The following is a 25464-nucleotide window of genomic DNA, read 5'->3' as shown; positions in this document are numbered from 1 at the left end:
TCCCCATTTCTCAGGAAACTAACGTCATTTCGTTGGGAATTTAGGACTTGGCTCGACAGTTGAAGTGCATATCGCTAGAATGTCGCGTCTATTTTTTCGTTCTGAGACTAATCGGAGATTCCTTTGGCCACCTATTTAGGTATGTGTGCAGAAGAAATCGCTGAATAGTTCATTAGTCTTATTTGAGGCTGATGGTGCTCAATTTGTATGTATGTGCTCACTTGGGGTACATAAATGATGAAGTCGTGATCATTTGATGTGAACGGCTCATACGCTCAGTTAATCTGAGCCAGTTTTGAGGTTTAAATATAATGCAAGCTACTGTTGAAACTCTAGAAGGCCTAGAGCGCCGTCTTACTATTACTGTTCCTGCTTCTAACATTGAAGATGCGGTAACGGCTGAACTACGTAACATCGCAAAAAACCGTCGTTTCGATGGTTTCCGTAAAGGCAAAGTGCCGATGAAAATGGTTGCGAAAATGTACGGCCAAGCAGTACGTCAAGACGTGATGGGCGAAGTAATGCAACGTCACTTCATCGAAGCGATCGTTAAAGAAAAAATCAACCCTGCGGGCGCACCTACTTTCACTCCAGTTGAAACTGAAGAAGGTAAAGATCTAGTATTCGCTGCTTCTTTCGAAGTATACCCAGAGCTAGAGCTTAAAGGCCTAGAAAACATCACAGTTGAAAAACCAGCTGTTGAAGTTAAAGAAGAAGACGTAAGCGAAATGATCGAAACACTTCGCAAGCAACAAGCTACTTGGAAAGAAGTAGACGCAGCTGCTGAAGAAGGTTCTCGTGCAACTATCGATTTCGTTGGTTCTATCGACGGTGAAGAGTTTGAAGGCGGCAAAGCTGAAAACTTCCCACTTGAAATGGGTCAAGGTCGTATGATCCCTGGTTTCGAAGACGGCATCACTGGTAAAACAGCGGGCATGGAATTTGAAATCGACGTAAACTTCCCAGAAGATTACCACGCTGAAAACCTAAAAGGTAAAGAAGCTAAGTTTGCTATTAAAGTAAACAAAGTTGAAGCGCGTGAGCTTCCAGAGCTAAACGAAGAATTCGTTGCTAAGTTCGGTGCTACAGATGGCCTAGAAGGTCTTAAAACTGAAGTACGTAAGAACATGGAGCGTGAGCTTAAGCAAGCAGTTAAGAACCGCATCAAAGAGCAAGCTCTTGACGGTCTAGTAAACGAGAACGACATCGACGTTCCGACTGCTCTTATTGACCAAGAGATCGTTACTCTACGTCAACAAGCTGCACAACGCTTTGGCGGCAACCCAGAAGCTGCTGAGCAACTTCCACGTGAGCTTTTCGAAGAGCAAGCTAAACGTCGCGTAGTGGTTGGCCTACTATTAGGTGAAGTAATCAAGTCTGAAGAGCTAAAAGCTGACGACGAGAAAGTGAAAGCAATCATCCAAGAGATGGCTACTGCTTACGAAGATCCATCAGAAGTTATTGCTTACTACGAGCAAAACGAGCAAATGATGAACAACATGCGTAACGTTGCGCTAGAAGAGCAAGCGATCGATGCAATCATCGCTAAAGCACAAGTTTCTGACAAAGAAGTAAGCTTTAACGAGCTTATGAATGCACAACAACCTGCATAACTCAGGTTTCTGTGTGTAGACAGTTGACTTTGTTTTAACTCTTCTGCTAACAATGGTCCGTGTGAGTAAATCATTCGGGCCATTTTATTTTAGGGATATAAGAATATGAGCTACCAAGAAAAAAATGCAATGTCACCAATTATTGATGCGCTAGTACCTATGGTAGTAGAGCAAACATCCCGTGGTGAGCGCTCTTACGATATCTTTTCTCGTCTGCTTAAGGAACGTATCATCTTCCTTACAGGTCAAGTTGAAGACAACATGGCAAACCTTGTTGTGGCGCAGCTTCTGTTTCTTGAGTCAGAAAACCCAGACAAAGACATCTTCCTATACATCAACTCTCCTGGCGGCAGCGTAACAGCAGGTATGTCTATCTATGACACCATGCAGTACATCAAGCCAAACGTGAGCACAGTATGTATGGGACAAGCTTGTTCAATGGGCGCGTTTTTGCTAGCTGGTGGTGCACCAGGTAAGCGTCATGTATTGCCTAACTCTCGCGTGATGATCCACCAACCATTAGGTGGTTTCCAAGGCCAAGCGTCTGACATTCAGATCCACGCGCAAGAGATCCTAACGATCAAGCAACGACTAAATAAATTACTTGCTGAACACACTGGCCAACCGCTAGAAGTGATTGAGCAAGACACAGACCGCGATAACTTCATGTCTGCGGATCAGGCTGTGGAATACGGTTTGGTGGATTCCATTTTGGAACGCAACGCTAAATAATATCTAGGGCATAATAAAGCCCGACCTATTATTGCAAAAGGTGCCTGTATTCAAAGATGCAGGCGCATTTTGAACAAAAGTGTTATACACTCAAACCAGAATGAAAAAGGCTAAAGAGGTTAGCGAATGACAGATAAAAGCAAAGAGAGCGGTAGTGGTAAACTGCTATATTGCTCTTTCTGCGGCAAAAGCCAGCACGAAGTTCGCAAGCTAATCGCAGGTCCATCCGTATATATTTGTGACGAATGTGTCGATCTATGTAACGACATTATTCGCGAAGAAATCAAAGATGTGTTGCCTAAAAAGGAATCTACAGCGTTACCAACGCCTCGTGAGATCCGTGCCCATCTAGATGATTACGTGATTGGTCAAGATTATGCTAAGAAAGTGCTAGCTGTTGCGGTTTATAATCACTATAAACGTCTGCGTAACGGTGACACTACTGCTGAAGGTGTTGAGCTAGGTAAAAGTAATATTTTGCTTATCGGCCCTACAGGTAGTGGTAAAACCTTGCTTGCAGAAACGTTGGCAAGATTCCTAGACGTACCTTTCACAATGGCAGATGCAACCACACTAACCGAAGCCGGTTATGTGGGTGAAGATGTTGAAAACATCATTCAAAAGCTACTGCAAAAATGTGATTACGACGTAGCGAAAGCTGAGCGCGGTATTGTTTACATCGATGAAATCGACAAGATTTCTCGTAAAGCAGAAAACCCATCAATTACTCGTGACGTATCTGGTGAAGGTGTGCAACAAGCATTGCTTAAGTTAGTTGAAGGTACTGTGGCGTCGGTTCCACCGCAAGGCGGACGTAAGCACCCACAACAAGAATTCCTTCAAGTTGATACATCTAAGATTCTATTTATCTGTGGCGGTGCATTTGCTGGGCTAGATAAAGTGATTGAGCAACGTGCAGCAACAGGTTCTGGTATTGGCTTTGGCGCGGAAGTTCGCTCTAAAGATGAAACCAAAACGGTTGGCGAACTGTTCATGCAGGTTGAGCCAGAAGATCTCGTTAAATATGGATTGATTCCAGAGTTTATCGGTCGTCTTCCTGTCACAACGACGCTAACAGAGTTGGATGAAGAAGCACTTATCCAAATTCTTTGTGAGCCGAAAAATGCATTGACGAAACAGTACGCAGCACTGTTCGATATTGAAGATGTTGAACTTGAATTCCGCGAGGATGCCTTACGAGCGATTGCTAAGAAAGCAATGGACCGTAAAACAGGTGCTCGTGGTTTGCGTTCTATCCTAGAAGGTGTACTTCTAGAGACGATGTATGAGCTTCCATCAAGCACTGATGTAAGCAAAGTAGTTATCGATGATTCCGTAATTAACGGTGAATCTGAACCGCTACTTATCTACAACGGCACTGAAAATCAGGCCGCCGGCGCAGAGTAATTCACAATTATTAAACTAAGGAGGCTTTTGCCTCCTTTTTTTTTATTATCTCGTTGAATATACGCCAATTGCCCCCATATACTGCTCATAAGCAGAAACGGAAGAGAGAATAGTATGAACTTGGAACGTTCCGAGCGTATCGAGATTCCCGTATTACCTTTACGAGATGTTGTGGTCTACCCACATATGGTCATTCCTCTGTTTGTTGGAAGAGAGAAATCAATCCGTTGCCTTGAATCTGCAATGGATACCAACAAGCAAGTATTGTTAGTTGCTCAAAAACAAGCTGACACCGATGAGCCATCAATTGATGACTTATTTGAAATTGGTACAGTCGCCACGATTTTGCAGTTGCTTAAGCTACCAGATGGTACTGTGAAGGTACTCGTCGAAGGCCAACAGCGCGCTAAAATTCATAAATTCAAAGAAGATGAATTTTTTGTTGCTGACGCAGAATATTTATTAACGCCTGAACTGTATGAGCGTGAGCAAGAAGTTGTTGTTCGCAGCGCTATTAACCAATTTGAAGGCTTTATTAAGCTGAATAAAAAGATCCCACCTGAAGTACTGACTTCACTAAATGGCATCGATGAAGCAGCGCGCCTAGCGGATACCATCGCTGCGCATATGCCGCTTAAGCTAGAAGAAAAGCAACAAGTTCTCGAGATCACTGAAGTCAATGAACGTCTAGAGTTCTTGATGGGTCAGATGGAATCAGAAATCGATCTGCTGCAAGTTGAAAAACGCATTCGTGGTCGCGTTAAAAAGCAGATGGAAAAATCTCAGCGCGAGTACTATCTGAACGAGCAAATGAAAGCCATCCAAAAAGAACTGGGTGAGATGGACGATGCTCCTGATGAGTTTGAAGCGCTAAAGATTAAGATTGAAGAATCTAAAATGCCAAAAGAAGCTCGTGAAAAAACCGAGCAAGAGTTACAGAAACTGAAAATGATGTCGCCTATGTCGGCAGAAGCAACAGTGGTTCGTAGCTACATCGATTGGATGATTGGCGTACCTTGGGCTAAACGCTCGAAGGTGAAAAAGAACTTAGCAAAAGCGGAAGAAGTACTTAACGAAGACCACTACGGCCTTGAGCGTGTTAAAGAACGCATTTTAGAGTACCTCGCCGTTCAAAACCGAATCAACAAGCTAAAAGGGCCTATCTTATGTCTTGTTGGGCCTCCTGGTGTGGGTAAGACCTCTTTAGGACGCTCTATTGCTTCGGCTACGGGTCGTAAATACGTTCGTATGGCTCTAGGTGGCGTACGTGATGAAGCAGAGATCCGCGGTCACCGCCGCACTTACATTGGCTCTATGCCGGGTAAGTTGATTCAGAAGATGTCAAAAGTCGAAGTGAAGAACCCACTGTTCTTGCTTGATGAAATTGACAAAATGTCTTCAGATATGCGTGGCGATCCGGCTTCTGCCTTGTTGGAAGTGCTTGACCCTGAGCAAAACAATTCATTTAACGATCACTATTTAGAAGTCGATTACGATCTGTCTGATGTTATGTTCGTTGCAACGTCGAACTCTATGAACATTCCGGGGCCGCTACTGGACCGTATGGAAGTGATTCGTCTTTCTGGCTATACAGAAGACGAGAAGTTAAACATTGCGAAAAGCCATCTGTTGTCTAAGCAAATTCAACGCAACGGCCTTAAAGAGCATGAGATCACGATTGAAGACTCCGCGATCATCGGCATTATTCGTTACTACACGCGTGAAGCGGGTGTACGTAGCTTAGAGCGTGAGATTTCAAAAATCTGCCGTAAAGCAGTGAAGAATATCTTACTCGACTCTGAGCTTAAGAGCGTGACGGTTAATATCGACAACCTAAAAGATTACTTAGGTGTTCAGCGTTGCGACTTTGGTAAAGCTGATGACAGTAACCGAGTAGGGCAAGTAACGGGCTTAGCTTGGACTGAAGTGGGTGGCGATCTACTAACGATTGAAACTGAATCTATGCCAGGCAAAGGCAAGTTAGCCCAAACGGGTTCACTTGGCGACGTTATGCAAGAATCGATTCAAGCGGCAATGACGGTTGTACGAGCGCGTGCAGAAAAATTGGGCATTAATGCCGATTTTTACGAAAAGCGCGATATTCACGTACACGTTCCTGAAGGCGCAACCCCGAAAGATGGCCCTAGTGCAGGTATCGCAATGTGTACTGCATTGGTATCAAGCTTAACGGGTAATCCGGTTCGTTCTGAAGTGGCTATGACGGGTGAAATTACCCTACGTGGTGAAGTACTTCCGATTGGCGGCCTGAAAGAAAAATTGCTTGCTGCACATCGTGGTGGCATCAAAACAGTCGTGATTCCAAAAGAAAACGAACGTGATCTAGAAGAGATTCCAGACAACGTTATTGCTGATTTAGTTGTAAAACCAGTTCAATGGATTGATGAAGTATTGACCATTGCATTGGCTAACGACCCGTCCGGTGTGGCTTTAGAGTCTGCAAAATAGTGACGTGTAGCAAAAATAAGTAAAAGAATCGCGCTGACAGGCCCTAAAAGGCTTGTCAGCGTTTTTTTAGGGCGCTAAGTTAATTCACCAAGGACGACGCCTTTATTTATAAGGCGTGGTCTAAAAATAATTAGATTTTTTTTAACGGAACGAATACTGCCAAATCATACAGGTAGTAGTAAAGGGGAACATCAAGTGAACAAAACACAACTAGTAGAAAAAATTGCAGAGAACGCAGACATCTCTAAAGCTTCAGCTGGTCGCGCTCTAGATGCTTTCATTGACTCAGTGAGCGACACTTTACAATCTGGTGATCAAGTGGCTTTAGTTGGCTTCGGTACTTTCAGTGTTCGTACTCGTGCAGCTCGCACAGGTCGTAACCCTAAGACTGGCGAAGAAATCCAAATCGCTGAAGCGCAAGTACCTGCATTTAAAGCTGGTAAAGCACTTAAAGACGCTTGTAACTAAGCTGATTGTTTAAAACAACAGCAAATAGTTATAAGTTGGCAGCTAAATCTGCCAAAAGTATCTGAATTATGCGCATCAAATTGGTGCGCATTTCTTTTTCTGATATCATCAATCGCATTCCGCTCACAAGAGCGACTCGCCGTTCGGCGTAATTTTAGAGAGTATTTAGATTATGATGGAGCGATTGCGCGAAGGCGTAAACAGCATCGCGGTAAAAATTATCCTAGGTTTGATCATTCTTTCTTTCGTATTTACGGGAGTGAGCGGTTATTTAGGTTCGAGCAACAATGCAGCGGCGAAAGTAGGAAATACAGAAATTAGCCGTGGTGAATTTGAGCAAGCGTACCAAAATGAGCGCAACAGAATGCAATCTCAACTTGGTGATTACTTCTCGACGCTACTTGGTGACCCTCAGTACGTTCAGTCATTCCGTAAATCTATCATTGATCGAATGATCAACGATATTTTACTTGAGCAACATGCTCAGGCAATGGGTTTACGAATCAGCGACGACCAAATTCGCGCTATGATTCTAGAAATGCCACAGTTTCAAAGCGGTGGTGCATTCGACCAAGAAATTTACGCTTCTGCACTACGCCGTGCCGGTTTTAGCCCTGAAAGCTTTGCCGAATACTTGCGTCGTGATGAAGTGCGCAATCAGCTAGTGTCTGCGTTGCAAACCAGTGAGTTTAGCCTTCCTAGCGAAGTTGCGGAACAAGGTAAGCTTATTGGTCAAACTCGTGATATTCGTTCTTTGTCACTTAACCTGAAAACGTTCAGCGAAAAAGTAAGCCTGACCGACGAAGAAGTGAAAGAGTACTACGAACAAAATGCCGCTCAGTTCACAAGACCTGAACAGCTAAAAGTGGCGTACCTTGAGTTGTCGGCGCAAGAGCTAAAATCACAAGTTAAAGTGACTGACGAGCAAGTACAAGCTCAGTACCAAGCACACATCGACCAATACTCAACCAAAGAGCAACGCCAAGTAAGTCATATCTTAATCATCGGCGACGATGAAGCAAAAGCTCAATCGGTGCTTGATGAGCTTAATGCGGGTGCAGATTTCGTTGAGCTTGCGAAAACTCGCTCTGAAGATCCTGGCAGTTCAGAGCAAGGTGGTTCACTAGATTGGATCGAACGTGGCGTGATGGATCCAGCATTTGAAGACGCAGCTTTTGCTATCGAGAAAGCGGGTGATGTAACGGGCCTTGTGAAATCAGACTTTGGTTACCACATCATTAAACTTGATGACCTAAAAGAGCCACAAGCTCAGCCATTTGAAGCGGTTGCCGCTGAAATCAAACAAGAGCTGATTGATACTCAAGCGGTAGAGCGTTTTTACGAACTGCAAACGGAACTAGAGCGCGTAGCATTTGAATTCCCAGACTCTCTTGATGACGCAGCAGAAGCGATTGGTCATAAAGTTGCACATACCGACTTTATCTCTGAAGTTGATGCGCCTGAACTGCTACTAAACCCAGTGGTAATGCAAACCATTTTAGACTCTGAAGTAAAAGACACAGGTCTTAACTCAGAAGTGGTGGAAGTGGCACCTGAGCACGTTATCGTCGTTCGTGTTGATGATTACCGTGATGAGTCTGTTCTTCCTTTAGAAGACGTGAAGGCGCAGGCGACTTCTGCGCTGGCTTCTAAGAAAGGCGAGCAACAAGCTATTGAATTGGCTTCAACGCTAGTCAGCGAGCTTAGAGCGGGCACACAAACAGCATTAGAAGCTAACCAATTGAGCTTTGGCGACGTTGAAACCATTGATCGTGGGCATGAGTTTGCTAACACTGTTTTCGCTATGGCGAAGCCAGCTGAAGGTGACAAAGTTTACGGCCAAGCGAAAGACATGCAAGGCAACATCGTTGTTGTTGAGTTGTCTGGTGTTGCGTCTCAAATAGAGCCAGCTTATACAGCGCAAATCGGTGCTCAGTTAGTTCGTACTAATACTCAACAAGATCTTCAAGCAACGCTAAACGCCTTGCGTGCGGATGCTGATATCGAGTACTACGTATTGGATGCCGCTCAGTAATTTACCGAGAGAAACATGCAATTAAAACAGGCCGCTTATGCGGCCTGTTTTGTTTTTAGCAAACTACATTTTTATCAGCGTTCTTTTGTTGGGAGTATGCGGCTTTCATTACTAAAAAGGGAATACAGATGAAAATACTGATCGCACTACTTATGGCTAGTTTCGCTTTTATGGTGCCTAAATTAGGTATAGCAGCGGAAACCACAACACAAAGTAAGCATGAAGGTATCGAGATCACCGTTAACATTAATACCGCCGATGCAGAAGAGCTAGCGATTCTATTAAAAGGTGTCGGAGAGAAGAAAGCGCATGAAATCGTCGAATTTCGAGAAGCGAACGGTCAGTTTAAAACTGCAGAAGAACTGGCAAATGTAAAAGGGATTGGCTTAGCAACCGTCGAGAAAAACCGCGGTCGAATAAAGCTGTAGTAAGCTTGCTGCCAATCGAATGTGCTGCCGGTTAAGGTGTAGTGAGTTCCAGAGCCCCCCTAGAATACTGAGAGCTTATCTACGTAGATGCTTGTTGCTGTCGTTGAACGTCTATTTTAATCACAGCGCATTCGTATCTGACTAATTTGTATCATGTACAAATTAGTCAGATTGCTTTTTTCTGCGAGTATAAAAGCGTATGAATGTATATCCACTGGTGAACAAAACAAGCCAGAACAACAGGCTTGATGCTAACCTCACTGCGAAGAAGTGGTGGGTATCAAACTTGGTATTATACGAATAGAAATTGAACGGGAACCCAACGGCTTCATTTCCGTTACCGTAAGCTACGAATTGCAACGCAATCATCAAAAATACAAAACAGAGTAAAAAAGGTTTCTGCCATGATGCGTTGTTTTCATGAGGTGTGTTGTTGATGTCGGTCATTAATTCAGAGCCATAAGTAGAAGCAAAGAGGCTGCTATTGTAGTTCAATCTTATTTCAAATGGTCAGCGTAGAGTTAGCTATGATGTTAAATACTTACCTGTTGTCGGTATTACTCTGCTTAACGGTGCGCGGTGTTAGTTTATGGTTCAGTAACCCTAAGGCGAACCCAGCTAGCATCCCAACTAAATGCGCCTCTGTCGCTACTCTAGCGTTAATCATACTCGCCGTACTTTCTGGTGCTCCTATAAGACACTCATAAGCGACTTTCGCCAAAATACCCGCTATCAGTAGCCAACTTGAATTACGGCCGCTTAAAGACTCTTTGAGGGCATAATAGGCGAATAATCCATGCAATGTACCTGATAAGCCTAAGTAAACTTGGATGTCACTGCCTAGTAATGTCACTCCTATCAGTATCGAACTGGCCAACAATACGGCTAACCACTCTTTAGGTTGTGCGATAGAGCGAAAGAAGAACGCAATAACCCAAAGACCTGCGGTGTTCATACCAAGGTGAATAAGGTTAGTGTGAGTGAAGTTTCCAGAAAGTAATCGCCACCATTGTCCGCCTGCAATAAGGCTTGCATCCCAAGTGATGAAAGGTTGTAATGCGGGCCATTGAGCTAGTGTCATCACTAGGCTGATTACTATTAACAAAGGGTACAAAGTCACTCCATGTATCGATATTGTCTTCAATGTGGTAAAGCCACAAAAATGTGTATCTGTTGTTTGATTACGCCGATTGAATCGGAGATTGAGCTTATCATTCTTCAGCATTCAAGCGAAGCACACCAACCTAAAGGAACGGCGCGTATCTTGAAGTTATCGCTGGCTAATAGCCAAATATTGGTTGGAGAAAACTTCAGTGAAGACAAAGTACTGAACGAGTTACTGGCTGAAGAGGGCGTGGTGACGTTAGTTCTGTACCCTGGTGAATCGAGTACCGCTCTTGAAGATTTGATAGCGATGCAACAGAAAAATCAACACCCGTTGGGGCAATCAACACAATGGCGTGTGATCTTATTAGATGGTACGTGGAAAAAAGCCTATAAAATGTGGCAACTTTCTACCAACTTACATTCATTGCCATGCATCGCGTTACCAGAAGATTTATCGGGTAATTATCGCATGAGAAAAGCGCCGTCAGCGAACAGTTTATCCACCGTTGAGGCGGGTTTTCATGTTTTGACTCTCCTCGATGGAGAGACAGATTATCAACCTCTTATCGATGCGTTTGATCAAATGGTCGATAAGCAAATGGCCCACATTCCGGCAGAATTAAGGGCCAAGCACTTTTCTGGTAGAGAGTAGATCAAGGCTAATAGGGCGAATAGGCGGAAAATAGTTGCTGATGTAATCGTTGTGCGTAACCGTCGGTCATGGCCGAGATGTAGTCACTGATCACTCGCATGCCGCTTGCCTGGCTTTCTTGCTGTGCACTGAACCATTTTTCTCTAGTGGTATCGGGTAAAAGCCTTGCGGGGTCTGCGCTTAAGGCTTCAAACAAATCCATTACGATCTGCTGGCCTTTGTATTCAACAATTTGAACCTGTGGTATTTGAATCACATATTGACTGACAAATTGTTTGAATATCTCCAGTGCTTGCTCCATTTCAGGGTCTAAAAATGCGTTCCAATTGAGTAGCACTTCATCAAAATTAGCATTGGGTAAAGGGGCGACTTTTACACTGGTGAGTAAGGCATTTACGATGCTGCCGATCGCATCTTTCCTGTGATAGTGTTCACTAGAAAAGAGCTTTTCACTGATTTGTTGAATGTTACTTTCAAACCATGAGTCACCGCATTCCGCTAATTGGCTCGCTGCGCTTTCCTGCCATTGATTTCGAGTGACCATGCCTAACACGATGGCGTCTTCTAAGTCGTGGATGCCGTAAGCAATGTCGTCGGCCAACTCCATGATGGAGCAATCGAGAGATTTAAAACGCGTTTTCTTGTGTTCTGAATCCGAATAATTTGATTCTCGCATGGTCGAAAACAGGTGTCTGTCGTGGTTACTGAGAGGAGCTAATACCCAATCAAGTAAATCGCTGTCGGCGTCATACACTCCCTTGGCCGGTAGCCAATCATGCGCTTTCAACTGACGTTGATGCGCGACGGGTTCTGGGCGCAATAGTGATTGAGTTTGGCTTATAAAGGCGGGGTACTTCAGTAAGCCTAAAACTGACCGGCGAGTAAGATTCATGCCGTGCTCAGGCGTGTAGGGTTCTAGTCGAGTGACAATACGAAAAGTTTGAGCATTACCTTCAAAGCCCCCAAAATCACGCATCATGTAGTTGAGTGCGACTTCACCACCATGACCATACGGCGGGTGACCGATATCGTGCGCCAAACATAAAGCTTCCATCAAACTGGCTGATGGCAAGATGTCAGAAAATTCAGGTTGCTTGCGTTTGAGTTGGGCACGGATCCCCGAACCTAACTGAGCGGCTTCTAGTGAGTGGGTCAGGCGAGTTCGGTGGAAGTCGTTCGTGCCTGTTCCGTGAACTTGAGTTTTCGCTTGTAAGCGCCTAAACGCTGCAGAGTGTAAAACCCGAGCACGGTCGCGTTGGAAAGGATCTCGGTGATCATCACGCCTCATAACATGTTCATTGTTATTTCGTGCTTGCCAAACCTTCTTTTTGGTCATATCCATCGGAACCCCTTTTACGCGATTATTGTGTAGACCTGTAGTGACGCTATCTACCGCTATAATCCCGACTTTACAATTAGTTAGCTGATCTCGTCTAGGGATAACTTAAAGCTTTCAGAGAATGTTTCTAGAAAGTAGCGCATTTCCGGTGTTTCTCTTTCTTTTAGCGTGGCTTCTAAGCGTTTTTTTGCCTTTTCGTATTCGTGATTACCTGCTGAAAGCTCTTCTAAACACTTCAGGTATGCGCACAGGCTATCGGCTTGTTTGACAATACGCGCGTCCTCTTCATTGGCTTTAGAAGACACTAAAAAAGGAGCAAAGTCTTCTTGAAACTCTTCAGGCAGCATAGAGAGAAGCTTTTGTTCAGCCGCGGCTTCGATGATTTTGTATTCTTTTGCGATGGCTGGGTTGTAGTATTTGACCGGTGTGGGTAGATCGCCTGTGAGCACTTCACTGGTGTCGTGATACATGCCAAGAATGGCAATACGTTCTGGGTTGGCATTACCGCCAAATTTCTTATTTTTGATGATGGCAAGTGCATGAGCAACAAAAGCCACTTGCAGGCTATGCTCGGAAATGTTTTCTTTAGAAATTGAACGCATCAATGGCCAGCGTTGGATGAGTTTCATGCGGGCGAGATGAGCGAAAAAATGACTGTGTGCCATACGACCTCCTTGTATAACTCGTAACCATAAGGTTAAGTGATTGTTTCATCGATAACAACTTATGCGCAGAATTATTGTAAAAGGCTGGAATGGTGATGATGCTGTCTTTTTTTGCGGTGTTTGTTAAAATGCCGCGCTTAATTGTCGCCACGACTCAAAGAGAGTGTGGTTGTGCTCATTTAGTGGAAGATGAATCGTGAGTAGTGAAAATTCGCAACAGGCCGAACCTGCAGAAGTCGTAAACATCGTCAAAGTTACCGTTGGACTGAGTAACCCGAAAAGCCCAACCAACGTAGGTGCTGTCATGCGCGCCGCTGGATGCTATCAGGTAGACCAAGTACTTTATACCGGTGAACGCTACGGGAAGGCTGCTAAATTTCAAACCGACACTAAAAATGTGGCAAACAAAATCCCGCTTAAAAGCATGTCTTCTCTGCTAGATGATTTACATCCAGAAACGAAAGTTGTGTGTGTGGAGTTGGCCGAGGGGGCGATCTCGTTGCCAGAGTTTGAACATCCTGAACAAGCGTTATACGTTTTTGGTCCTGAAGATGGCACCATTACACAGGATGTTGTCGATCGCGCAGACAGCGTGGTTTATGTACCAACCGTAGGCTGCATGAACTTAGCTGCAACGGTTAATGTACTGCTCTACGATCGCCTTGCGAAGTCAACTCAACGTATTCAAGGTGACGAGTTGATTCGCAGTAGCCGAGATAACCGAAACAATTTGGTGGTGAAAGGGAAGTACTAAAAGCGAGGTTCTAAAAGCTAAGTAGAGCGACTACTTTTAACTTAGCCTTTAGCACTTCGACGCAGCATTTGGGGAAGCGCTGATTTACTGGTTTTAGTGATTTTTTTCACTAACTTGAAATCTGGCTGATTGACCTGATGCTGCGTTTTTAGATCTTCCAGCATCTGCAACCATAGTTTAGCGGTCATCTCGGAATCGGCTAATGCTCGGTGAAACACACCATCGTGTTGGATATTCTTGTATTCCACTAAACCACCCAGTTTGTGGTTTGGTGCATTCTGATATAAACGCCGTGCTAACAGCATCGAGCAAACAAATTCCCCTTGATACTGACAGCCAATTGTATCGAGTTCTGCATCCAAAAAACGTTGGTCAAAAGACGCATTATGCGCCACAAGGTTATATCCTTGAATAAACTCACCAAAATCAGCCATGACTTCTTCACAACTCGGTGCATTACGCAGCATGTTGTTATTAATCCCCGTATAGTTTTCAATAAAACCACTAACTCGAAACCCTGGATTCATGAGCTGTTGAAAACGATCGGTTACTTGACCATTTTCTAGTTTTACTGCACCAATCTCTATTGCTCTGTCCCCTTGATTAGGAGAAAGACCAGTGGTTTCAAAATCGAGAACGATAAGCGTGTCTGCGGGTTGTTGAGTTAAAAGCATAGCGAAGATCTGAGTGAAGAAAGTTGGTGGGATAGTAGCATTATTTCAAGTGCTAAGTACGAAAAGCTAAATGCGAAGTGAGAGACAGGAAGTACTAAGCGATAGATACGAAGTGCTAAGTCTAGAGCTCTGAATTTTTGCTCTTACTTCGCTTTTAGCACTTCGCTTTTAGCACTTCGTTTTTAGTACTTAGTTCTTATTGTCTATAAGTCGACAAGAATCGATCCAGTCGGCCAATCGCTGTTTCTAAGTCTTCAATATGTGGCAAGGTGACAATTCGGAAGTGATCCGGTTTTGGCCAATTAAAACCAGTACCTTGCACCAGTAGTACTTTTTCTTGAACTAAGAAATCTTGCACAAACTGTTGGTCATTGGTGATGTTGAACTTTTTAACATCCAGTTTAGGGAATAGGTACATGGCTCCCTTTGGTTTAACACAAGTGATGCCCGGAATTTGGGTGATCAGTTCGTAGGCCTTATCTCGTTGCTCTAGCAGGCGGCCGCCAGGAAGAATGAGTTCATTAATACTTTGGTAGCCACCTAACGCCGTTTGGATAGCATGCTGCATTGGCACGTTAGCGCATAGACGCATCGAGGAAAGCATGTCTAAGCCGTCGATGTAGCCTTTCGCCATGTGTTTAGGGCCGGTTAGGAACATCCAGCCACCACGGAAACCACATACTCGATAGGCTTTGGATATACCATTGAACGTCACCATTAACACGTCATCTGCAAGTGTGGCAATGGAAGTGTGGGTGGCGCCATCGTAAAGCACTTTGTCGTAGATCTCGTCTGCAAAAATGATCAGATTATGCTGACGTGCAATCTCGACCACTTGGAGTAAGAAATCCCGGCTATAAACGGCACCCGTCGGGTTGTTAGGGTTGATTAGTACAATGCCACGTGTTTTTGGTGTGATCTTGGCTTTAATGTCATCAAGGTCAGGGTACCAATCCGATTCTTCATCACAAAGGTAGTGCACGGCCGTACCACCTGAGAGAGACACACCAGCGGTCCACAAAGGGTAGTCTGGCGCTGGTACTAACATTTCATCGCCATTGTTTAGCAAAGCTTGCATCGCCATTACGATCAATTCTGAAACGCCGTTACCGATGTAGACATCTTCAACGTCTAAATTGAGCAGGCCTTTTTTCTGATAATGCTGGACAACGGCTTTTCGGGCTGAGTAAATTCCTTTTGAATCACAGTAACCCTGTGATGTTGGTAGGTTTCTAATCACATCTACAAGTATTTCGTCTGGGGCGTCAAAACCAAATGGGGCGGGGTTGCCAATATTTAACTTCAATATTTTATGCCCCTCTTCCTCCATGCGCTTAGCATGTTTGAGTACAGGACCCCTAATGTCGTAGCAGACATTGTTGAGTTTTGATGACATCCCGATATTTTTCATTACTTGCATCCCGATAATAATTATTTTACGTTACCAAATTACACTATTTTACATTTGTATAGAATAAATATCTGACAAATCTTACTTCACTAGCCAAAGATAAATATCAGAATTGTTTGAATTTTAATCATCAAGATAGTCAGTAGCCCGCAAATTACCTTGCTACTTCTTGATCTAATAGAGTTCAACAAATAAAGTATCACCCGCAAGTGGCATATTAATAAGAATCATAAGTGAGCGAGGTGACTTTGTCGCACTTTCAGCAGACAATAAATGCGCTAATTCAGCAAATAGAGCAGGCATCAGAAAACGACAGTAGAATCAGTCATAGCATTGAGCTAGACGCTGGTTTTTCGTTTATTGATTGGCTAGACGCGCAACCTTTATTTCCAAAGTTTTATTGGCAGTCTCGTGACACTCGTGAAGAGGTCGTCGCGCTTGGTAAAGAACATATCTTTTCTGAACCTGCTCCGGCTTATGCTGTTTTGAGCGAAGGTCAACGAGTATGGGGCGGTCGATCCTTTGATGGCAGCACGGAGAAAAACCGACGCTGTATGTCGTCTTTTTTCTTCTTACCTCAAATTGAATTAATCCGCTTTGACCAGCATTGGTCGTTAAATGTGAATTTGAATGGTGGAAAAGCGAAGGCAATTCAAGCACTGACGCGTTTGTGTTGTGATGTGGTGACATTGCAAGATGAGCCAACTCATATTGAATCTATCCAACATACCCCTGAGTTTCCACATTGGTCGGCGTTAGTAGACAAAGCGCTCGAACATATTGAACAAGGCCAGTTCAAGAAAGTCGTTTTGGCTCGTAAAACTGAATTGGCTTTGCACCATTCTATTAACGCGGCTCAATTTTTGAAAGCGAGCACCTTGAGCAATCACCACAGTTTTCACTTTCTTTTTGCCTTAGATAAGTCCCATGCTTTTATGGGTTCTACTCCTGAGCGCCTATATTGTCGCTATGGAACCGAGTTGTTTACCGAAGCTCTCGCGGGAACTATCGGCCGTGGTTGTGATGCCCAAGAAGATCTAGCGCTGGCAAATTGGTTAAGCAACGATGCGAAGAATTTGCAAGAAAATCAATATGTCGTGGATGATATTGTCGGTAGCCTGGCGGAGCATGCCCATGAAATTGACGTACAAGATGAAACTCGTTTAATTCGCTTACGTAAAGTTCAGCATTTAAAACGAGAGATCAGCGCTCAACTCAAAATTGGTGTTAATGGCGTACAGTTACTGGCTGCATTACAGCCGACGGCTGCGGTGGCAGGTCTGCCTCGTGATGAAGCACTAAGCTTTATTGCCGAGCATGAACCATTTGCTCGTGGTTGGTATAGCGGTTCAGTTGGATTCATTAGCCATGACCGAGCTGAGTTTTGTGTCGCGATTCGCAGTGCGTTGGTATTAGATAAATGCGTCAAGTTATTTGCAGGAGCGGGAATTGTTCCTGGTTCAGACAGTGAATTTGAATGGCAGGAGTTAGATAGAAAAATGTCGACGCTTCTTACATTAATCACTGAACAATCTCCATTAGGAGTGGCTTCGTGATAGGGCAAGCTAGCTTAAACAGCACTTGGTCTACGATCATTTTCGAAGAATTATCTCGCCATGGAGTGACTGATGTTTGTGTTGCTCCCGGCTCTCGTTCTACCCCACTTATTTTGCAAGCGGATGCTCATCCTCGTTTAAGACTCCATCGGCATTTTGATGAGCGCGGGCTTGGTTTTATGGCACTAGGGCTTGCCAAAGCAAGCAAAACCCCGGTGGCGATTGTGGTGACATCCGGTACAGCGGTTGCCAATTTGTTACCGGCGGTTGCAGAAGCTTGCCTTACTGGTGAGAAGCTAATTTTGCTAACGGCGGATAGGCCGCCTGAATTGGTAGGCTGTGGGGCAAATCAAGCGATTGTTCAAAGTGGGATTTTTTCTTCTCATGTTGGTTGGGCTCTTGACTTGCCAAGCCCTAGCGAACGAATTTCTCCGTGTTGGTTATTAACTTCGCTTGACCGAGGTCTTGAGGTTCAAGCACGTCTTGGTGGCCCGATTCATATTAACTGCGCTTATCCTGAGCCACTTTATGGCGAAGGTGCATTGCCTTGGCAGCATGATTATTTGTTGCCACTGTCGTCATGGTATCAGGACCAAGCGAAACAGACTTATGTGCAAACGGCTACTGCCTGTGAGCAAGCTAACCCTCCATTGCCTTTATGGCAGCCGCAGCGTAAAGGTGTGGTTATTCTCGGTTCTATTTCTTTGGAGCAGGCTCAGTCCGGTTTGAAGCTGGCTCAGCATCTTGGCTGGCCCGTATTGTGTGACCCCCAATCAGGCGTAACCAGTGAATGGGCTCATTTCGATTTCTGGCTACAAAATCCAGAAGCCAATGTTGTATTAAGCCAATGTGACGTGGTCATTCAATTTGGTGCTCGTCTGGTTTCAAAACGTCTTAATCAGGTACTTACTAACTTGAATCCTGATTGTGAGTACCGGCTGGTGCAAGATAACACCCAGCGCTTAAATCCAAGCCATATACGTATGCAGACTGTGGTTTGCGACCCGGTAGCTTGGGTTAATGCCCAACTGAATGAATTAGAAGCTTGTGCGACACCGCTGGATGTTGATCGCGACGTTAAACGTTGGTCGAAGCAGTTAGCGGATTATAGTTTGTCAGTTAAACGTGATGTCGACGGTATCAAGACTCCGACTTCGTTTAGTGAAACCTCATTTGCACAAGAGGTGCTCACTTGGTCTTTACAAGAGAGCGATGTATTTATCGGTAACAGTTTGATTGTTCGCTTGATAGATATGTTAGGGGTTTGGCTGCCGCGAGAAACCTACAGTAATCGTGGTGCTTCTGGTATCGATGGGTTGGTCGCGACTGCGGCTGGTGTGCAACGTTATCGTCAGCGTCCGATGCTGGTGATGCTAGGAGATACGTCCTTACTGCATGACTTAAACTCTCTGGCTTTGCTGACTTCACATCAATCGCATACTGATGAGTTCGCAACGAATGATTTTCCAGTGGTTTTGATCGTTACGAATAATGATGGTGGGGCAATTTTCGATTTACTGCCCGTCGAGGATGACAAGAAAACCGCACTGTACCAGATGCCTCACGGCTATCAATTCGAATTTGCAGCGAAACAATTTGGTTTGGCTTACCACGCCCCACAAAGTCTAACTGAGTGTCAGAATGTCGTCGAGCAACACTTTGCCTACGGTAAAGGGGCGTTGGTCGTTGAAATCATTACTCCTGCTGGGCAGGCATCAAACGAACTTAAACGAATTTCTGCGCTACAGCAAAGCCTCTGCACGGCAAGCCATCTACGTGACAGTCATCAATAATGTTAAGCCAAAAGCTAAACACTCATTGGTTAACCGCTGATCTAGACTCCAGTAAGCCTGTGATTATTTTTTTACATGGGCTGCTGGGGGCTTCTGATGATTGGCTCTCTATTACTCCTTATCTACAAGACTATTCATGCCTTGCCATTGATTTGCCTTTTCATGGGCAGTCGCAAAGCATCTCATGTTCAGATTTCGACTATGTTTGTGAGCTTGTTGTCAAAGCGGCTCAAAACGTGATCTCAAAAGGTAGAAAAGTGACTATTGTTGGCTACTCTTTAGGGGCTCGAATTACCATGTACGGCTTAGCCTATGGCGGCTTTGCATCATTGAATATTTCGAATGTTGTACTGGAAGGCGGCAACTTTGGGTTGCGTGAAGTGGCTGAAAAACGGCAGCGATGGATAAGCGATGAACGATGGGCGGAACGCTTTAGTTCCGAACCGATCGAACAAGTATTGGACGCTTGGTACCAGCAAGCCGTGTTTAGTTCACTAAATGATGAGCAAAGACAAACTTTGCTTGCTAAGCGCAAGCATAATAAAGGTCTCGCGATTGCAAGTATGTTGATGGCAACGTCATTGGCTAAACAACCCTATTTATTGAATCGCTTGCAAGAGCTAACGTCGCCTAGGTTGCATTATATCTGTGGCGAAAGAGACGCTAAATTTACACACTTGGCACGTTCTAGCGAATTAATATTCAGCCTGGTAGAGCAAGCCGGGCATAACGTACATCAAGAGCAACCCGAAGCGTTTGCTCAAATCATTAGAAAAGTAACAGCCTAGCGCTGATATCACATCATAGGATGGGAAAAGAAATGGCAAGAACAGTTGGCATTACGGAAGAAGAGTTGTATGCACCAGTTGAATGGCTAGATTGTGGTGCTGATTACGAAGACATTTATTACCACAAATCAAACGATGGCATCGCAAAAATCACCATTGCACGTCCACAAGTACGTAACGCATTTCGTCCTCAAACCGTAAACGAAATGATGAAGGCTCTAGCAGACGCCCGTTATGACAGTAAAGTCGGCGCGATTATTCTTACGGGTTTAGGTGAAGATGCGTTCTGCAGTGGTGGCGACCAGAAAATTCGTGGTGATTACGGTGGCTACCGTGACGAAGAAGGTACGCATCACCTGAACGTACTTGATTTCCAACGCCAAATCCGAACTTGCCCTAAACCTGTTATTGCAGCAGTAGCGGGTTACGCTGTGGGTGGTGGTCATGTACTTCACATGATGTGTGATTTAACCATCGCCGCGGAAAATGCTCAATTTGGTCAGACTGGTCCAAAAGTGGGCTCATTCGACGGTGGCTGGGGCGCATCTTACATGGCTCGTATTGTTGGTCAGAAGAAAGCGCGTGAAATCTGGTTCTTATGTCGTTTCTATGATGCGCAAGAAGCCTTGGATATGGGCTTGGTTAATACCGTTGTACCGGTTAATGAACTCGAGCGAGAAAGTGTACGTTGGTGTCGTGAAGCGTTGCAACATAGCCCAATGGCACTACGTTGTTTGAAGGCGGCCTTAAACGCAGACTGTGATGGTCAAGCGGGCTTACAAGAGCTAGCAGGCAACGCGACGATGATGTTCTACATGACAGAGGAAGGTCAAGAAGGTCGTAACGCATTTAATGAAAAGCGTCGTCCTGATTTTGATAAGTACCCGCGTAACCCGTAACGCCCAGTTTTGGCTTAGTTTGTTGGTCGGGCATTAAGCGTCTACCACACATTAAGCCTTTTTGATTTCACACTTAGGAACCCCCTATGCGCCAAGTTAAGTTGTATCGATACAAATTGCCCATGGACAGTGGTGTTGTCTTACGAGATCAACGTCTTTCAGAGCGAGAAGGTTACATCGTGGAGTTATGCCAAGACGGAAAAATTGGCCGCGGTGAAATTGCACCACTCGCTGGATTCAGTGTTGAAAGTTTATCAGAAGCAGGGCAACAAGCTCAGTCGCAGTTAGAATTGTGGCAAACGGGTCAAGAATTTGATTATGCTGGTTTACATCCTTCCGTCGCATTTGGTCTATCTGCCGCGATAATGGAGCTCAGTGATGGGCTGCCTATTGACGGTGCTTACCAGGTTGCTCCGCTGTGTGTCGGTGACCCTGATGAGCTGATCCCGGTATTAAATGATATGCCGGGCGAGAAGGTGGCAAAAATTAAAGTGGGCTTATATGAGCCGATTCGAGACGGAATGTTAGTGAACTTGTTTCTAGAGTCAATTCCAGAACTCACACTTCGTCTGGATGCTAACCGAGCTTGGACACCTGAAAAAGCCCACAAGTTTGCTCAGTACATTAATCCTTCATACCGCCAGAGAATCGTATATTTGGAAGAGCCATGCCAGCAGCCAGGAGACAGCTTTTCTCTTGCCATTGATACCGGTATTGCGATTGCTTGGGATGAAACACTTCAAGAAGCCGTCCGCCGTCCGGACTTTAAACTAGCGGATTTGACGGGTGCAAAAACCATCGTGATTAAGCCAACTCTAATCGGTTCAATTGATCGTTGTGTAGATCTTGTTACTCAGGCCAAAAAGCTTGGTATGAAAGCGGTGATCAGCTCTAGCATTGAATCTAGCCTTGGGCTTTGTCAGTTAGCGAGAATGGCAAAATGGCTCACTCCTGATCAATTACCAGGCTTGGATACGTTAAATATGTTCCAAGTGCAATTGGATGTGGCATGGCCTAAAAGCCAACTACCATTATTGACTTTAGATAGCCAAGAGCTTGTCTATTACGCGTAATTTTTACGTGTCGTGGTAGGTCTGAACAATGATAAGTTATTTACAGTATTGGTCGCAGTACCAGCCAAGTAAGCTTGCCCTAAAAACTCGCAGCTCTGATGTTACTTGGTCGGAGCTGAGTGTGCTAGTGGGCAAGATTGCGTTACAGCTTAAGGCTGAAGGCGTGAATCGCAACGATGTTGTTGCTGCTGTGGGCAAAAATTGCCCTGACCTGTTGTTTCTGTACATGGCGTGTTTAGAGATAGGGGCCATTATGTCTCCCATCTCGCCAGATCCTTGGTCTGTGCTGGAAGGTAAGTTTCAAACTTTAGTCCCTAAGTGCGTTTGGTGGCAATATCAAGCAGAATCTGCATGTGATCTGCCTAGATTCAGTTGGACCGTAGATTCTTTGGCTAGCGCATCGAATGTCTGTATCGAGCCGTTTAATGCTCTGTCTTCTCATCAGCTTGTTAGTCTTATTTTTACTTCGGGTTCCTCTGGAAAACCTAAAGCTGTTGCACATAATGCATCCCAACATATCGCGAGCGCAAAAGGGTTGCTTAGCAAGTTCGAATTTGAGCCAACAGACAGTTGGTTATTAAGCTTACCTATGTATCATGTTTCAGGGCTCGCAATTATCTGGCGTTGGTTAGTGGTGGGGGCGACATTAGTGATGCCTAGTGACAAAGGCATATCCTACGACTTAACTCAAGTGACTCATGCTTCTTTGGTTGCTGTACAACTGCAGCGAGCACTCGAAGACAACCTGACATTACGGTTAAAACGCGTATTGCTCGGAGGGAGTCATGTCTGTAATTCTCTATGCCAGAAAGCTCAGGCTAGAGGCGTAGATACTTGGTTAGGTTATGGTATGACTGAGGCTGCCTCAACGGTAACCGCTAAGCGAACCGATGAACTTGCCAATGCAGGAAGTGTGCTACCTAATAGGCAGTTAAAGTTAGTAGGGGACAGAATCTATATCGCCGGAGAAACGCTGGCTGTAGGCTATTATCAACAGGGCAATGTTATCTCGTTAATCGAGCAAGATGGTTGGTTTGATACTAAGGACTTAGGTCAATGGCAAGCCAATAATCAGCTGAAAATCATAGGCAGAGCCGATAACCAGTTTATATCTGGTGGAGAGAATATTCATTGCGAAGAAATTGAAGCCGTACTCAATGCTCTTCCACAAATTCAACAAAGCTATGTAGTGCCAATGGTGGATGCCGAATTTGGCCATCGACCTGTGGCAGTGTTGATCGCAGATAGACTATTGAATAAAGGCGATTACGAAGCGTTCATTGCCTCAAAGCTCACCAAATTTAAATGGCCCATCGCTTATTATTTAATGCCGACCGAATTGCTAGGAAGTGGCATCAAAGTATCGAGGCAATCAATTAAACAATGGTTACTGCAACAAATGGCTATTTGAATCGTTTAAAAATCAACGCCCCTACTCAAGTGAACATTCGTATCCGGATCGCAGAAGTAAGCAAGCAAGTGAAAGAGAACTTCGGCTTTCAGTGGAACTATTTGAACAAAAGTTTTGCGTCGGGATACAAGAAAGTGGCAATTTCGGACAACTCAATCATTACCGAAAACCTATTTAAAGGTGCCAATGTCGATCCATTACGCCCAATTGAAGACATTGTTGGAATGGTCGACATTTTAGCGGAGGAAAACCTTGTTACCGTGTTAGCGGAACCCAATTTGACGGCAACAACTGGTGAAACGGCATCATTTTTGGCTGGTGGTGAAGTCCCGCAGGTGATCAGTGGTGGTAGTGATGGTTCGGCATCTATTTCATATCGACCTTTTGGTGTGTTACTGGCCGTGACGCCAACCATCATGTCTAACAACAGAATTGCCTTGAAGGTAAAAACAGAGATCAGTGATCTTTCTTCAGCAAACAGCGTAGTCACGGACGGTATTGTTCAGCAGGGATTTGATATTCGCCGGGCAGAAACCAGTGTTGAACTGGCTTCAGGACAAAGTTTTGCGCTCGCAGGACTGATAAAGCGCAGAGTAAACGATGATCTTCAGCATCTGCCATGGGTGAATCAGATCCCAGTATTGGGTCGCCTATTCGAGTCCAGTCAGTTTAAAAATAGCGAGTCAGAATTGGTGATTATTGCCAGTGCACATTTGGTTGAACCAACGCGTGCACCGTTAGCATTACCGACGGACAATTTGCACCTTTCAAGTCCATTCGAACGTTTAATATTTGGCCGCAGTTTGAAGCCGATAGAAGCGTACCAAAAACCGCCGCAAGCCATCGCAAGCGAAGCATTTAAAGGCTTTGAATTTTAAGGAATGACCATGTTGAAGCGAAACTTAACTCTGATTGCAGTGGCGTGCGGATTGTTAGCTGGCTGTGAGTTTAATCGAACTCAAATGATAAAAATGGAAGACAGGCTATCGACGCCCTACCAAGAACCTCAAATTATCGTTGATATACAAACCCGGCACATGGAGCTGGAAATGACACAATCAATGAAGCGTAAAATGGGCGACTTTCTTGCGCATCTAAACACCCCGGCGCTAATAAGAGCCACGATCCATTACCCCAATGTCTGGTCAAAAAAACAGGTGTCGATGTTGACGTCGCACACCCAATCTAACGTAGCAGATGCAAGTTTATTTACATTTCAGCCTGCTGACATTCAGCAGGTGACTGTCGTTGGGGATTATGCGGTGGCAAGGGTGATTGGCTGTGAGAATGCGGCGGCATTCCCAGAAACGTTTGATGGTAAAACGGGATATAGCCCAAACCATGCGTGTGCCAGCATACAAAATCAAGTCGCGATGGTTGCTGACCCAAGGGATTTCTTACAAGGAAAAATTTACCAAAATAACAGCAGCGTTCAAGGTGTGAGTGCGGTAGAAGCATTTAATCAAGGAGCGGTAATGCCACTTCAAACCCAACCGATCAGTGTGGGAGGTGAATAATGGAAACGAACTCATCTAATATGATTGTAACGGGACAAACCCTGTCAGTTTCAGCTTATTTGACCTGTGATGCGGATAAGCAGAAATTGGCAGAGTTACTCAACCAGCGTAATTTCGATAGCCAGTTACACCAAGGAAACAGCCAAAAAGCGATGGCGTATTGCCGCGAACATGCGCATACCGACATAGTGCTTGTTGAGCTGTCTGAACACGAAAACATATTGTCAGTTGCAGAGGCGCTGCTTTCATTATGTTCCGTCTCGACAAAACTCATTGTTATCGCGCCGGATCAAGGCATCGATAAATATCGTGCTTTGGTTGCGCTTGGTGTTTTTGATTATCTGCCTACGCCATTAAACCACGACGCGGTTATGAAGGTGTTCAAGCGTATTGAACTAGGTAGCGAATTAAGCTCGACTCGACTGAACGGCACATGTATTTGGGGCTTAAAAGGAGGAGTCGGTGCGACGACCATAGCGTCCAATATTGCTTGGTTACTGCCTAATGCACACCATCGACATACTTTGGCGATAGATCTTGATGTTCAACAAGGAGATTTAGGCCTTCACTTAAACCAAGATAATCATGGGCAATTGTCTGGCTTACTGGCTTATGCGCAAGAGTTGGATCCCTTGCTGCTGGAGCGAAGCGTTGTATAAGTAAACGAGCGACTTGC

Annotated in this window: 23 protein-coding genes; 18 read left to right on the top strand and 5 right to left on the bottom strand. The window is 44.7% G+C overall.

Translation table 11 applies throughout. The features are described 5' to 3' along the window. Nucleotides 1-311 precede the first annotated feature (311 nt). The 7 genes from tig (at nucleotide 312) to VTAP4600_RS09320 (ending at nucleotide 9149) form a co-directional block, all read left to right on the top strand. On the top strand, nucleotides 312-1613 hold the full coding sequence (tig, locus tag VTAP4600_RS09350; protein WP_102522554.1) for a trigger factor: 1302 nt from the start codon (nucleotides 312-314) through the stop codon (nucleotides 1611-1613). Between the two features lie 105 nt (nucleotides 1614-1718). Beyond that, the gene (clpP, locus tag VTAP4600_RS09345) at nucleotides 1719-2345 is read left to right on the top strand and encodes an ATP-dependent Clp endopeptidase proteolytic subunit ClpP (RefSeq protein ID WP_102522553.1); all 627 of its coding nucleotides are present in this window, start codon (nucleotides 1719-1721) and stop codon (nucleotides 2343-2345) included. Between the two features lie 126 nt (nucleotides 2346-2471). Beyond that, entirely contained in the window at nucleotides 2472-3752 is a 1281-nt protein-coding gene (gene clpX, locus VTAP4600_RS09340; RefSeq protein ID WP_102522552.1) for an ATP-dependent protease ATP-binding subunit ClpX, read from the top strand. Nucleotides 3753-3866: 114 nt separating this feature from the next. Next, nucleotides 3867-6218 (top strand): endopeptidase La, encoded by a 2352-nt coding sequence (lon, locus tag VTAP4600_RS09335; RefSeq protein ID WP_102522551.1) that lies wholly within the window; start codon nucleotides 3867-3869, stop codon nucleotides 6216-6218. Nucleotides 6219-6413: 195 nt separating this feature from the next. Next, a complete protein-coding gene (locus VTAP4600_RS09330) occupies nucleotides 6414-6686 on the top strand; it encodes an HU family DNA-binding protein (RefSeq protein WP_102522550.1) in 273 nt (90 codons plus the stop codon). Between the two features lie 172 nt (nucleotides 6687-6858). Further along, the gene (gene ppiD, locus VTAP4600_RS09325; RefSeq protein WP_102522549.1) at nucleotides 6859-8721 is read left to right on the top strand and encodes a peptidylprolyl isomerase; all 1863 of its coding nucleotides are present in this window, start codon (nucleotides 6859-6861) and stop codon (nucleotides 8719-8721) included. 170 nt (nucleotides 8722-8891) lie between these two features. After that, complete coding sequence (locus tag VTAP4600_RS09320; RefSeq protein ID WP_415239687.1) at nucleotides 8892-9149, top strand: ComEA family DNA-binding protein; 258 nt, start codon at nucleotides 8892-8894, stop codon at nucleotides 9147-9149. 541 nt (nucleotides 9150-9690) lie between these two features. On the opposite strand, the gene rrtA is transcribed toward VTAP4600_RS09320, so the two are convergent. Beyond that, nucleotides 9691-10374, bottom strand: a complete 684-nt coding sequence (rrtA, locus tag VTAP4600_RS09310; protein ID WP_102523951.1) for a rhombosortase — start codon at nucleotides 10372-10374, stop codon at nucleotides 9691-9693. On the opposite strand from rrtA, the gene VTAP4600_RS09305 reads away from it, so the two are divergent. Then, nucleotides 10273-10908, top strand: coding sequence for a tRNA-uridine aminocarboxypropyltransferase (locus tag VTAP4600_RS09305; protein WP_102522546.1), 636 nt, complete (start codon nucleotides 10273-10275; stop codon nucleotides 10906-10908). The genes rrtA and VTAP4600_RS09305 overlap by 102 nt on opposite strands. Before the next feature lie 7 nt (nucleotides 10909-10915). Here VTAP4600_RS09305 and VTAP4600_RS09300 read toward each other — a convergent pair whose 3' ends face one another. Next, nucleotides 10916-12250, bottom strand: coding sequence for an anti-phage deoxyguanosine triphosphatase (locus VTAP4600_RS09300; RefSeq protein WP_102522545.1), 1335 nt, complete (start codon nucleotides 12248-12250; stop codon nucleotides 10916-10918). A 77-nt stretch (nucleotides 12251-12327) separates the two neighbouring features. After that, a complete protein-coding gene (yfbR, locus tag VTAP4600_RS09295) occupies nucleotides 12328-12912 on the bottom strand; it encodes a 5'-deoxynucleotidase (RefSeq protein ID WP_102522544.1) in 585 nt (194 codons plus the stop codon). Between the two features lie 196 nt (nucleotides 12913-13108). On the opposite strand from yfbR, the gene VTAP4600_RS09290 reads away from it, so the two are divergent. Then, nucleotides 13109-13666, top strand: a complete 558-nt coding sequence (locus VTAP4600_RS09290; protein ID WP_172443109.1) for an RNA methyltransferase — start codon at nucleotides 13109-13111, stop codon at nucleotides 13664-13666. A gap of 41 nt (nucleotides 13667-13707) precedes the next feature. On the opposite strand, the gene VTAP4600_RS09285 is transcribed toward VTAP4600_RS09290, so the two are convergent. Next, nucleotides 13708-14340, bottom strand: coding sequence for a 3'-5' exonuclease (locus VTAP4600_RS09285; RefSeq protein ID WP_102522543.1), 633 nt, complete (start codon nucleotides 14338-14340; stop codon nucleotides 13708-13710). Nucleotides 14341-14536: 196 nt separating this feature from the next. Beyond that, nucleotides 14537-15751 carry a pyridoxal phosphate-dependent aminotransferase gene (locus VTAP4600_RS09280; RefSeq protein WP_102522542.1) on the bottom strand — a complete coding sequence of 405 codons (1215 nt, stop codon included), beginning with the start codon at nucleotides 15749-15751 and terminating at the stop codon, nucleotides 14537-14539. Between the two features lie 248 nt (nucleotides 15752-15999). On the opposite strand from VTAP4600_RS09280, the gene VTAP4600_RS09275 reads away from it, so the two are divergent. The 9 genes from VTAP4600_RS09275 (at nucleotide 16000) to VTAP4600_RS09235 (ending at nucleotide 25447) form a co-directional block, all read left to right on the top strand. Next, nucleotides 16000-17307, top strand: a complete 1308-nt coding sequence (locus VTAP4600_RS09275) for an isochorismate synthase (protein ID WP_102523949.1) — start codon at nucleotides 16000-16002, stop codon at nucleotides 17305-17307. Next, nucleotides 17304-19100 carry a 2-succinyl-5-enolpyruvyl-6-hydroxy-3-cyclohexene-1-carboxylic-acid synthase gene (gene menD / locus VTAP4600_RS09270; protein ID WP_102522541.1) on the top strand — a complete coding sequence of 599 codons (1797 nt, stop codon included), beginning with the start codon at nucleotides 17304-17306 and terminating at the stop codon, nucleotides 19098-19100. The genes VTAP4600_RS09275 and menD overlap by 4 nt, the downstream gene beginning before the upstream one ends. Further along, entirely contained in the window at nucleotides 19100-19888 is a 789-nt protein-coding gene (gene menH / locus VTAP4600_RS09265) for a 2-succinyl-6-hydroxy-2,4-cyclohexadiene-1-carboxylate synthase (protein WP_102522540.1), read from the top strand. Before menD ends, menH begins: the two co-directional genes overlap by 1 nt. A 32-nt stretch (nucleotides 19889-19920) precedes the next feature. After that, nucleotides 19921-20787: a 1,4-dihydroxy-2-naphthoyl-CoA synthase gene (gene menB / locus VTAP4600_RS09260; RefSeq protein WP_102522539.1), complete on the top strand. Its 867-nt coding sequence runs from the start codon at nucleotides 19921-19923 to the stop codon at nucleotides 20785-20787. Between the two features lie 86 nt (nucleotides 20788-20873). Then, the gene (menC, locus tag VTAP4600_RS09255) at nucleotides 20874-21860 is read left to right on the top strand and encodes an o-succinylbenzoate synthase (RefSeq protein ID WP_102522538.1); all 987 of its coding nucleotides are present in this window, start codon (nucleotides 20874-20876) and stop codon (nucleotides 21858-21860) included. A 28-nt stretch (nucleotides 21861-21888) separates the two neighbouring features. Beyond that, nucleotides 21889-23271, top strand: a complete 1383-nt coding sequence (gene menE, locus VTAP4600_RS09250) for an o-succinylbenzoate--CoA ligase (RefSeq protein ID WP_102522537.1) — start codon at nucleotides 21889-21891, stop codon at nucleotides 23269-23271. Next, a complete protein-coding gene (locus tag VTAP4600_RS09245) occupies nucleotides 23244-24149 on the top strand; it encodes a type II and III secretion system protein family protein (RefSeq protein WP_102522536.1) in 906 nt (301 codons plus the stop codon). The genes menE and VTAP4600_RS09245 overlap by 28 nt, the downstream gene beginning before the upstream one ends. Nucleotides 24150-24158: 9 nt before the next feature. Then, nucleotides 24159-24788, top strand: a complete 630-nt coding sequence (locus VTAP4600_RS09240) for a CpaD family pilus assembly lipoprotein (protein WP_102522535.1) — start codon at nucleotides 24159-24161, stop codon at nucleotides 24786-24788. Then, complete coding sequence (locus VTAP4600_RS09235; protein ID WP_102522534.1) at nucleotides 24788-25447, top strand: CpaE/TadZ family protein; 660 nt, start codon at nucleotides 24788-24790, stop codon at nucleotides 25445-25447. The genes VTAP4600_RS09240 and VTAP4600_RS09235 overlap by 1 nt, the downstream gene beginning before the upstream one ends. The last annotated feature ends 17 nt before the right edge of the window (nucleotides 25448-25464 follow it).

Origin of the sequence: Vibrio tapetis subsp. tapetis (assembly GCF_900233005.1) — a bacterium.
Classification (GTDB): domain Bacteria; phylum Pseudomonadota; class Gammaproteobacteria; order Enterobacterales; family Vibrionaceae; genus Vibrio; species Vibrio tapetis.
Note: the sequence above shows the minus strand (reverse complement) of the source record. Positions and strands in the feature narration are given on the sequence as shown.

What these genes read in the sequence shown, in the direction of transcription:
- tig (WP_102522554.1), top strand. Translation starts at nt 312, where the DNA reads ATGCAAGCTACTGTTGAAACTCTAGAAGGCCTAGAGCGCCGTCTTACT.
- clpP (WP_102522553.1), top strand. Translation starts at nt 1,719, where the DNA reads ATGAGCTACCAAGAAAAAAATGCAATGTCACCAATTATTGATGCGCTA.
- clpX (WP_102522552.1), top strand. Translation starts at nt 2,472, where the DNA reads ATGACAGATAAAAGCAAAGAGAGCGGTAGTGGTAAACTGCTATATTGC.
- lon (WP_102522551.1), top strand. Translation starts at nt 3,867, where the DNA reads ATGAACTTGGAACGTTCCGAGCGTATCGAGATTCCCGTATTACCTTTA.
- ppiD (WP_102522549.1), top strand. Translation starts at nt 6,859, where the DNA reads ATGATGGAGCGATTGCGCGAAGGCGTAAACAGCATCGCGGTAAAAATT.
- VTAP4600_RS09320 (WP_415239687.1), top strand. Translation starts at nt 8,892, where the DNA reads ATGGTGCCTAAATTAGGTATAGCAGCGGAAACCACAACACAAAGTAAG.
- VTAP4600_RS09305 (WP_102522546.1), top strand. Translation starts at nt 10,273, where the DNA reads ATGTATCGATATTGTCTTCAATGTGGTAAAGCCACAAAAATGTGTATC.
- rrtA (WP_102523951.1), bottom strand. Translation starts at nt 10,374, where the DNA reads ATGCTGAAGAATGATAAGCTCAATCTCCGATTCAATCGGCGTAATCAA.
- VTAP4600_RS09300 (WP_102522545.1), bottom strand. Translation starts at nt 12,250, where the DNA reads ATGGATATGACCAAAAAGAAGGTTTGGCAAGCACGAAATAACAATGAA.
- yfbR (WP_102522544.1), bottom strand. Translation starts at nt 12,912, where the DNA reads ATGGCACACAGTCATTTTTTCGCTCATCTCGCCCGCATGAAACTCATC.
- VTAP4600_RS09285 (WP_102522543.1), bottom strand. Translation starts at nt 14,340, where the DNA reads ATGCTTTTAACTCAACAACCCGCAGACACGCTTATCGTTCTCGATTTT.
- VTAP4600_RS09280 (WP_102522542.1), bottom strand. Translation starts at nt 15,751, where the DNA reads ATGAAAAATATCGGGATGTCATCAAAACTCAACAATGTCTGCTACGAC.
- menH (WP_102522540.1), top strand. Translation starts at nt 19,100, where the DNA reads ATGTTAAGCCAAAAGCTAAACACTCATTGGTTAACCGCTGATCTAGAC.
- menB (WP_102522539.1), top strand. Translation starts at nt 19,921, where the DNA reads ATGGCAAGAACAGTTGGCATTACGGAAGAAGAGTTGTATGCACCAGTT.
- menC (WP_102522538.1), top strand. Translation starts at nt 20,874, where the DNA reads ATGCGCCAAGTTAAGTTGTATCGATACAAATTGCCCATGGACAGTGGT.
- menE (WP_102522537.1), top strand. Translation starts at nt 21,889, where the DNA reads ATGATAAGTTATTTACAGTATTGGTCGCAGTACCAGCCAAGTAAGCTT.
- VTAP4600_RS09245 (WP_102522536.1), top strand. Translation starts at nt 23,244, where the DNA reads ATGGTTACTGCAACAAATGGCTATTTGAATCGTTTAAAAATCAACGCC.
- VTAP4600_RS09240 (WP_102522535.1), top strand. Translation starts at nt 24,159, where the DNA reads ATGTTGAAGCGAAACTTAACTCTGATTGCAGTGGCGTGCGGATTGTTA.
- VTAP4600_RS09235 (WP_102522534.1), top strand. Translation starts at nt 24,788, where the DNA reads ATGGAAACGAACTCATCTAATATGATTGTAACGGGACAAACCCTGTCA.